The 9,473-nt window shown below is 45.3% G+C and carries 7 protein-coding genes; 4 read left to right on the forward strand and 3 right to left on the reverse strand.

Annotated features, from left to right (window positions below; all coding sequences use genetic code 11):
* Together QTO06_RS09440 and erpA are read right to left on the reverse strand one after the other, a co-directional pair.
* Window positions 1–1,116: an efflux RND transporter periplasmic adaptor subunit gene (locus tag QTO06_RS09440; protein ID WP_331407587.1), complete on the reverse strand. Its 1,116-nt coding sequence runs from the start codon at window positions 1,114–1,116 to the stop codon at window positions 1–3.
* A 113-nt stretch (window positions 1,117–1,229) separates the two neighbouring features.
* Entirely contained in the window at window positions 1,230–1,571 is a 342-nt protein-coding gene (erpA, locus tag QTO06_RS09445) for an iron-sulfur cluster insertion protein ErpA (RefSeq protein WP_005449174.1), read from the reverse strand.
* 246 nt (window positions 1,572–1,817) lie between these two features.
* On the opposite strand from erpA, the gene hemL reads away from it, so the two are divergent.
* From hemL to rsmC, 3 genes are all read left to right on the forward strand, one after another.
* Window positions 1,818–3,113: a glutamate-1-semialdehyde 2,1-aminomutase gene (gene hemL / locus QTO06_RS09450; protein ID WP_005449175.1), complete on the forward strand. Its 1,296-nt coding sequence runs from the start codon at window positions 1,818–1,820 to the stop codon at window positions 3,111–3,113.
* Between the two features lie 359 nt (window positions 3,114–3,472).
* Window positions 3,473–4,558, forward strand: coding sequence for an AI-2E family transporter (locus QTO06_RS09455; protein WP_005449176.1), 1,086 nt, complete (start codon window positions 3,473–3,475; stop codon window positions 4,556–4,558).
* Window positions 4,559–4,634: 76 nt separating this feature from the next.
* A complete protein-coding gene (gene rsmC / locus QTO06_RS09460) occupies window positions 4,635–5,660 on the forward strand; it encodes a 16S rRNA (guanine(1207)-N(2))-methyltransferase RsmC (protein ID WP_331407590.1) in 1,026 nt (341 codons plus the stop codon).
* Here rsmC and QTO06_RS09465 read toward each other — a convergent pair.
* Window positions 5,657–5,890, reverse strand: coding sequence for a hypothetical protein (locus tag QTO06_RS09465; protein WP_029790366.1), 234 nt, complete (start codon window positions 5,888–5,890; stop codon window positions 5,657–5,659). The genes rsmC and QTO06_RS09465 overlap by 4 nt on opposite strands.
* Between QTO06_RS09465 and QTO06_RS09470 the strand changes: the two genes are divergently transcribed.
* Window positions 5,889–9,275 carry a response regulator gene (locus tag QTO06_RS09470; RefSeq protein WP_331407593.1) on the forward strand — a complete coding sequence of 1,129 codons (3,387 nt, stop codon included), beginning with the start codon at window positions 5,889–5,891 and terminating at the stop codon, window positions 9,273–9,275. The genes QTO06_RS09465 and QTO06_RS09470 overlap by 2 nt on opposite strands.
* The last annotated feature ends 198 nt before the right edge of the window (window positions 9,276–9,473 follow it).

A 9,473-nucleotide genomic window follows, 5' to 3' on the forward strand; every position in this document is an offset into this window, starting at 1 on the left:
TTATTGCTGGTTCGCAGCTTCAATGGCGTCATCCACTTTGGTCGCCATCACTAAATCACCATCACGTGCAAAGCCCTGCCCGAGTACGATGATGTCCACTTGGTCGCCCAATCCAGACAGCCAAACGCCATCTTTTTCGGCTTTCACAAGTTGAATAGGAACAAAGTGGACATGCTGCTCACGCAGTGTTTTGATGCCAAGGTTGCCTTCTTCATCGAGCGCGAGCATTGCAGCGGTTACTTTCACTGCCATCACTTCACTTAGCGACAATACCACCTCAGCGCTAACACCCGCAGGCATTGCACTTTCATCGTTACTGATTTCAATCTCAATCGGGAAAGTGTTGGTCGAAGTAGAAGATACGCGCCCGATATAACGGATAACACCTTGATGGTGGGTGTTATCAATGGTTCTGACATCAGCTTGCTGGCCTTGTTTTAAATATTGGATATGACGCTCACTCACATCCGCTTCAATGACTAACTTCTCTAAGTCAATGACGGTCGCAATAGGATCGCCAACACCAACAAAATCCCCCACTTCAACGAATCGATGGTCAAGAATGCCGTCAAAAGGCGCTCTGACTTTGGTGTTTTTAAGTGCGGTTTCAACATTACTCAGGTTTGCGCGAGCATCAACAAGTGCAGCTTGTGCCGTGGCAAAGGCAACTTCACCTTGCAAACCTCGGTTTTTCAAAGATTCTGCCGCTTTAAATTCTTTCTCTTTGACACGCAACATCGCTTTAGCGCGCTTAAGTTGAATATCGAGATCGCGCTCGTCGATGTTGGCAATCACCTGCCCTTGTTTAACACGTTGCCCTTTCTGAACGTTCAAGCGAATGATCTTACCCGCAACTTCTGCCCCTAAACGAGCTTGTCTATTTGGCGCAGTTCGTCCATATAACTCTATGGTTTTACTGGTTGGCTGGGCGGTAAAAGAGTTGAACATCACCTTAGCAACAGGCGTGTCATCGGATTGAGGGGAGGATGATAAGCTCGCTTCGTCTTGCGCCTTAAGTTGGCCTATTGCAAGCCATGCAGCAAGTACGAAAATCAGTGTTAAAGAAACTAGCCATGGACGTTCGACAAGGCTTCGTCCGAGAGAAACTTCAGACATACAAAGTCCTTTTTATTTTTACCTCACAGCCCTCTATGGAACTGGAGTGCGTTTACGTGACTCCCTGCTACGTAAAACTCAGGCAGCCAATTGACTGCCTGTTGTCGTGTTAATTAAACACTGAATGATGCACCACAACCACAAGTTGTCGTCGCATTTGGGTTATTAACGAAGAAGCGTGCTCCTTCTAAACCTTCCGTGTAATCAACCACGCCACCGATTAGGTATTGCAGGCTCATTGGGTCTACAACCAGTGTTACGCCACTGTTTTCGATCGTAGTATCACCTTCATTTACGCTCTCATCAAATGTGAAGCCATATTGGAAACCGCTACAGCCGCCGCCAGTAATGTATACGCGTAACTTCAGTGCTGGGTTTTCTTCTTCCGCAATCAGCGCTTTAACGCGTGATGCTGCTGCATCAGAAAAAGACAATGGTACGTTTACTTCGCTCACGAAGACCTCTCTCACTCGTGTAATGCGTCAAGCCTGTAGCGAGACGTCAAATTTGTGCTAATTAGAGCGATTATCCAATACCTGACCAACTCGTTCAAGTATTCGACGACGATTCTTTAGATCAGATGCTGATATGTAAGATTACACCGCCAGACAACACATAAATTACCCAAAACGTTTCTAACTTGAGATTAGCTAGGTACAATGCGCTCCACTTGGTCCGAGCAATCAAAAGAGGATAACCCCATGACCAAATCATCAGAGCTATATCAAAAGGCTCAGCAAACCATTCCTGGCGGTGTGAACTCACCAGTTCGTGCATTCAACGGCGTTGGCGGTTCTCCGCTATTTATCGAACGAGCAGACGGTGCCCTGATTTTTGATGCCGATGGTAAAGCGTACATTGATTACGTTGGCTCTTGGGGTCCTATGATTCTAGGTCACAACCACGCAGTTATCCGTGAAGCAGTTATCGATGCTGCACAACGCGGTCTAAGTTTCGGTGCGCCAACTGAAATGGAAATTGCCATGGCCGAGCTTGTATCTGAGCTAGTGCCATCTATGGAACAAATCCGCATGGTAAGTTCTGGTACGGAAGCAACAATGAGTGCTATCCGTCTTGCTCGTGGCTTTACTGGTCGTGACAAGATCATGAAGTTCGAAGGCTGTTACCATGGTCATGCAGACAGCTTGCTAGTAAAAGCAGGTTCAGGTGCACTAACTCTAGGTCAACCAAGTTCTCCTGGCGTTCCTGCCGATTTTGCAAAGCACACACTAACGGCAACATTCAACGACTTAGATTCAGTACGTGAACTATTCGCCGCAAACAAAGGCGAAATCGCATGTATCATCGTTGAGCCAGTAGCGGGCAACATGAACTGTATCCCTCCAGTAGAAGGCTTCCACGAAGGTCTACGCGAAATCTGTGACCAAGAAGGTGCTCTACTGATTTTTGATGAAGTAATGACAGGCTTCCGTGTAGCTCTAGGTGGCGCGCAAGCACACTACAACATCAAACCAGATCTAACGACACTAGGTAAAGTGATCGGTGGCGGTATGCCAGTGGGTGCTTTTGGTGGTCGTAAAGAAGTCATGCAATATGTTGCGCCAACAGGTCCTGTATACCAAGCGGGCACACTTTCCGGTAACCCAGTAGCAATGGCGGCAGGCTTTGCATGTTTGAACCTGCTAAAAGAAGAAGGTAACGAGAAACGTCTTGCTGCAAAAACCAAACAACTTGCTGAAGGCTTCAAAGCTCTTGCTGAAAAACACGGCATCCCAATGGTAGTAAACCAAGTGGGTGGCATGTTTGGTTTCTTCTTCACTGACCAAGAAACCGTAACGTGCTACGAAGACGTGACTAAGTGCGATGTCGAGCGCTTTAAGCGTTTCTTCCACCTAATGCTAAAACACGGTGTATACCTTGCACCATCAGCATTCGAAGCAAGCTTTACTTCTCTTGCTCACGGTTCAAAAGAAATCGACGCAACACTAGAAGCTGCGGATCGTTGTTTCGCAATTCTGGCAGAAGAATCAAAATAAGCGTTCCTTCCCAGAACATAAATTCCCAAAAAAGGACCTTCGAGGTCCTTTTTTATTATTTGAATTATGCTTGCCAATTAAAGATGACTAAGATGGCAAGAATCCCAAGAACAATCCCAAACCAAGGAATGCGTCTGGTCTTCTTTTCGCTCTGGCATTTCTTATCGCTGTTACAACAACCCATTTTTCCATCTCTTGATTGATAACCACCTGATTTGTGGTCATTATAACAAGGTCAACTGCACCTTCCCAATTCAGCTATGTCATAAGCTTGAAAGAATCGTCGGTGCAAAGTAATAAAGATTTTGCGCTGTGGTATAAGGCGTAAACGTAAATATTCCGTAATTTGGATTAATCACATGCCGAATAATGTAAAAATCACGTCGAGTCATCGAGTGCTAGTTGTTGCGCTGCTCGCCGCTGCTTTTGCCTGCTATTTGTTGGTCGAACCTTACATCAACTCGATCGTCATGGCGTTTATCATTTCACTGCTCATGTTCCCAATACATGAATGGTTTGAACGAAAACTACCTAATCACAAAAACTTGGTCTCACTGCTCTCTTGTGTGGTTTTAACCTTTATTATCGTGATTCCATTACTATTTGTTTTTGCCGCTATCGTGCAGCAAGGTTCGGTATTTTCGCAAAATACCTACAAGTGGGTAACCAATGGTGGCATCCAAGATATTTTCCAACATCCTTGGGTAGTCAAAGGTTTAGCGTTGGTTAATGAGTACTTACCTTTCGACAAAATCGAACCACAAGCCATCGCAGAAAAGATCGGGCAATTCGCAACATCATTTGGTTCAAACCTTGTAGCTATAAGTGCAAAAATCCTGGGTGATGCAACGAACTTCCTAATGGATTTTTTCCTAATGTTGTTTGTTTTGTTCTTCCTGTTACGTGACCACGACAAGATCATTTCAGCAATGCGTCATATTCTGCCCCTCTCACGCAGCCAAGAAGACAAAATTCTGACCGAGATTGAACAAGTCTCGAAATCCGCTGTAATGGGGTCATTCTTAACCGCGATTGCTCAAGGCTTTGCTGGTGGTATCGGTATGTGGCTTGCAGGCTTCCCTGGTTTATTCTGGGGAACCATGATGGGCTTTGCTTCATTTATCCCTGTAGTTGGCACAGCACTAATTTGGATTCCAGCCGCAGCGTACTTGTTCTTAACCGGTGACACCACTTGGGCAATCTTCTTGACGGTATGGAGTGTCGTGGTAGTCGGCTCTATCGACAACCTATTACGCCCTCTGCTAATGCAAGGCAGCGCGGGTATGAACACGCTAATGATATTTTTCTCTCTATTGGGTGGTTTGCATCTATTTGGTTTGATCGGTCTTATCTACGGTCCACTGATTTTTGCCGTCACCATGGTGTTGTTTAACATCTACGAAGAAGAGTTTAAGGATTTCCTCAACCAACAAGACAACAGTTAGTCGCTGCTTAATCACTTCAAGCTTGGGGCAGATTGTGCGAAAATCTGCCCCTAATTATTTCTGATGAACCAAATTTATGTCTGCTTATATTGCTCCTAGCCAAATAGCTCAGCGCCAACTTGAGTACTTTAACGGAAAACACGTTTTAGTCGCTGGTGAAGTTGAAGATCTATTTCCTCTCGAGTTAGTGGCTCATTGTGAGTCAGTGGAGGTTTTTACTTCTAACTACAGCTACTACCGTCAAATTCGCACATCGAACAAGGTGAAGAGCCACTTTGGCTCAGAGTTTGATATTGAGACACAAGCAGACATGGTGCTTCTGTACTGGCCAAAAGCTAAATCTGAGGCAGAATACTTGCTGGCAATGTTGATGGCGAAACTTGGCATCAATACAGAAATCGTCGTCGTTGGTGAGAACCGTTCAGGAATCAAGAGCATTGAGAAAATGTTCAAAGAGTACGGTCCAGTGAACAAGTACGACTCTGCTCGTCGCTGTTCATTTTACTGGGGCACTTGCCTTAACGAACCAAAACCGTTCAATCAAGCCGACTGGTTTAAATCTTACGAAATTACACTCGGTGAACAATCACTTACCGTTAAGAGTCTACCTGGTGTATTTAGCCATGGTGAGTTTGACCTAGGCAGTCGTCTTCTGCTTGAAACCTTACCTAAGCTTTCAGGCAAGGTACTCGACTTTGGTTGTGGTGCTGGTGTACTGGGTGCATTTATGGCTAAAGCAAACCCAGAGATCGCGATTGAGATGTGTGATATTAACGCTTATGCCATCACATCAAGCCAAGCAACATTAGAAGCGAATGGCATAACTGGACGTGTGTTTGCTTCAGACATCTATTCCGATACGGCAAAAGATTATCGCTTCATCATCAGTAATCCACCGTTTCACAGTGGTCTAGATACAAACTACAACGCGGCGGAAACACTCTTGGGTCAAGCACCACAATACATGACTAAACAGGGTGAAATGGTCATTGTGGCAAACAGCTTCTTAAAATACCCACCAATTATTGAGCAAGCATTCAATAATTGCGAGACGCTAAATAAGACCAATAAATTCTCGATATACTACGCGAAAAAATCCTAATCTCTCTTTGCGCAGGTGAAATCCTGCGCAAACCTTTGCCAAAATTCATTCAACTCAACGAAAAACTGCGTCTCTCCCCACGCTTTCCAATCAACTTTCTTGTCAAAGAAAAAAAACTCGTTAATTTTGTTAATTCTATCGAATTTAACTTCTTGTCCGTTTTTAACGAGAACCTTGGCAAGCCCCAGTAAATTGGTCGCTGCCCTTTTATGAGTTGTAATCTTATCCATGTTTAAATTCTACAAAAAGCAGAAATTTAAGCGCCTGCAAAGCACGCTAATGACCGCGTTTTTGGTTCTTAGTATCACGCCACTGACGATAACTGCGATTTTCTTCCTGCAATCACACAGTAAAGATCTTCAAGAACAAAGCACATCGCACCTTCTTTCAGTTCGTGATACCAAACAACAACAAATCATCGACTACTTTGCAGCTCAAGAGACTGAAGTCATGGGCTTCGTACGCTCCGAACTTGCTTACGCCAGCGGCGGACGATTCTACGGTTTGGTCAATGCGTTTAGTCGCTTGGGTCACGATATTGATGAAGCCAGAGAAAACGCACAGCAGCGCTATATCAAAGGCAGTGGCGATCAAATCAAAACCTCGATTTTACCGGAATCATCTAACTACGTTGGCAGCGAACGTTACCGCCTATTGCACAAACGTTACCACTGGGCATACCTAGAGCTGTTAAAGCGATCTGATTTTAATGACATTTTATTGGTTGATATCGATGGTAATGTCACTTACTCAATCAATAAAGACGACAACTATGGCACTAACCTACTGACAGGACGCTACAAAGATACGGCGCTAGGGCGCACCTTTAAACGTTTGTCTGAAGATGTGAGTGCACGTCGTAAGGTCAATGAAGATTACACGCCAGTTGTCGTGTCTGACTTTGATATCGAAAACGGTAAACAGGTCGCTTGGCTCGGCGCACCGATTGTCCAACAAGGCTACCTGCACAGCTATGCGATGTTCCGCTTACCAAACAACGGCATTACTAAGCTTATTGCTGAAATCAACCGCGATTCCTCGATTGAAACCTTACTAGTGGGCAGCGATCATAAACCTCGCACCATTAACACCAAACAGGAAGAAATCCAAAACAGCTTAGAGATTGTCGATAAAGCACTCGCAGGCGACACAGAAGTAGGTACTTACAGCAACCGCTTGGGTGAAGAGATGATTGCGGCATTTGCGCCAATTGAAACTCGCGGTCTAACTTGGGCGATTGTCGTACAACTTCCAGAAAAAGAAGCCTTTGCTCGAGTCCACCAGCTCGAGAAGCTGTTTGTTATTGCGATGCTGATTGCGATCATCTTGGTTGTGATCGCCTCACACTACTTATCTAATTTCATCACCTCCCCGCTTCTTAAGCTGACTTGGGCAGCAGAGAAAGTATCTGCCGGCGATCTGGACGAAACGACCTTTAATACAGAGCGTAAAGATGAAATCGGTCGACTCGCGATCAGCTTTGAGCGCATGCAACGCTCAATTCGAGAAAAGATCCAAACCATTAAGCAGCAAAATGAAGAGCTAGAAAGCAACATCAAATTGATCCAAAAGCAAAACGAAGAATTGCAGTTGGCAGATAAGCTGAAAGATGAGTTCCTAGCGACAACCTCTCACGAGTTACGTACACCATTACACGGTATGGTCGGCATTGCAGAGACTTTAGTATCTGGTGCTAATGGTGCAATTCCTGCGAGTCAAAAATACCAATTGGATATCATCATCAAAAGTGGTCAACGTTTGGCAAATCTTGTTGACGATTTATTGGATTACCACAAGATGCGCTATGGCAGCATGGATATCCAAAAATCGGCAGTGAGCCTAGCAAGTGCGACTCGCTTAGTGCTTGAGCTTTCAAGTCACCTACTAGGCAACAAGACGATTCGTATCATTAATCAGGTTCCTGCCGATCTAAAAGCGGTGTCTGCCGATCCACAACGCTTGGAACAAGTACTGTACAACCTAATTGGTAATGCAATTAAATATACTTCTGAAGGTAAGATCGTAATTTCTGCTACCGTCGTGGACGATCAAGTCCGCGTACAAGTGGTTGATACTGGTCAGGGGATCCCGGCTGAACATCTTGAGCATATCTTTGAACCTTTAATTCAAGCCGGCCAAGACGCTAGTCGCTACCGTCAAGGCGCTGGTTTGGGTTTATCAATCAGCCGTCAACTTATCGAATTGATGGGTGGATCGTTATATGTAAGTAGTCAACCAATGGTCGGCACTACATTTAGCTTTACTCTGCCACTTGCTAATGAAGAAGAGATTCAAGCAACACAGAGCCTTGCGGCGCGTGGACACTTCCAAATTCCAGAAGCGAACTTTGAAAACAACGACGACTTATCATTACCAGAGAACCCTGATGGTCCGCTGTTGTATGTTGCTGATGACGAACCGGTTAACTTACGCGTTCTTGAAAGCTTCCTAAGGCTTGAAGGCTACCGCGTACGCACTATTTCTGATGGTCCTGAGACACTCGCTTTAATTGAACAAGAGAAGCCTGAGTTGCTGCTACTGGATATAATGATGCCAGGCATGAGTGGCTATCAGGTTTGTAGTGAACTTCGTGAAACTTACGATCATGCAGAGCTGCCAATCATTATGCTCACAGCGCTAAGCCAAACCGAAGACCGAGTTAGGGGCTTTGAAGCGGGAGCGAACGATTACCTAACCAAACCATTTAATAAGCAAGAGCTCGCGGCACGTATTCAGGCCCACTTGACGGCAAGTCAGGCTGAAATGCGCCACATCGAGAACAAGTTACTGGAATCGGAGCTACGCCAGCGTGCTGAAGTCGAAGCCAGCCTGCTCGAGACACAAGGTAGACTGCTAGAACAGCTAGAATCGGCACCTGAGGCGATTATTTGTCTTCGTGAAGATCAACGTATTCGCTTTGCTAACGAAGCAGCATGTAAGCTATTTAAACGTAGCCTAGAACAGCTAAAACGCTCTTCCGCTGATGAGCTAATTGCACCTAAGTTCCTTACGGTTAAGCAGCCGCACTACTGTGGCAAGATTGATATCTACATCGAAGATATTCGTCAAAACATTGAAGCAGACATCCTCAAGCTGCCTGAAGGCTCTGGTTTAGATGTCATGTATATCTTCAATGTAGGAGGCGGCGCGAATGCAGCTCGTATCCATAACCTAGAGACGGCCGTTGAAGTACTTTCAAGTTACGCATTTGATGGTGACAAAGACCAGCTGCAGAAGCTGAAAGAACTTGGCGGTGAGTTTACTCGCCTTGCTGATAAAGCATTGGGTAACAAGAAGGACAAACAAGAGCTGATGCGCGAAGTATTAGTCGATACGATGACTCATGCATTGGAATATTGGGAATCGGTGACTGGAGAAACCAAGTTTGCCTTTGCTGAACAAAGTGGTTTATGGCGCGTCTACCTCGACCGCAGTACATTGCAAACACGTACGCTCGATAAATACATGCGTATTGAGACTTTGCCTAAGACACCGCGCTGGAGAACGGTTCTAAGCTCAATCGAGTTCATTCTTGAGCACTGTAAAGAACAAAGCCCTGAACGCGCTTACATAGAGGCACAGCGCGATAAGATGCAAAGGCTCCTTACGAGCTAACGCAAATCACCAAATATCAGCCCCGCGACTCAGCGGGGCTAATTATATTGTCCGCCTCACTCTCAAGCCCTACGCTTAGAGTAGGCTATCAGAACGAGGTGAACCATATGTCTACTATCCACATTTTAGGTATCGATTTAGGTAAGCACTGCTTTCATGCGGTTGGCAATAATCACTCTGGCAAAGAAGTTATTCGCC

This window comes from Vibrio sp. M260121, assembly GCF_036533715.1.
Taxonomy (GTDB): Bacteria; Pseudomonadota; Gammaproteobacteria; order Enterobacterales; family Vibrionaceae; genus Vibrio.

Coding starts and splice junctions, on each gene's coding strand:
- QTO06_RS09465 (WP_029790366.1), bottom strand. CDS start 5,890: ATGGATAAGATTACAACTCATAAAAGGGCAGCGACCAATTTACTGGGG.
- rsmC (WP_331407590.1), top strand. CDS start 4,635: ATGTCTGCTTATATTGCTCCTAGCCAAATAGCTCAGCGCCAACTTGAG.
- QTO06_RS09470 (WP_331407593.1), top strand. CDS start 5,889: ATGTTTAAATTCTACAAAAAGCAGAAATTTAAGCGCCTGCAAAGCACG.
- QTO06_RS09440 (WP_331407587.1), bottom strand. CDS start 1,116: ATGTCTGAAGTTTCTCTCGGACGAAGCCTTGTCGAACGTCCATGGCTA.
- hemL (WP_005449175.1), top strand. CDS start 1,818: ATGACCAAATCATCAGAGCTATATCAAAAGGCTCAGCAAACCATTCCT.
- QTO06_RS09455 (WP_005449176.1), top strand. CDS start 3,473: ATGCCGAATAATGTAAAAATCACGTCGAGTCATCGAGTGCTAGTTGTT.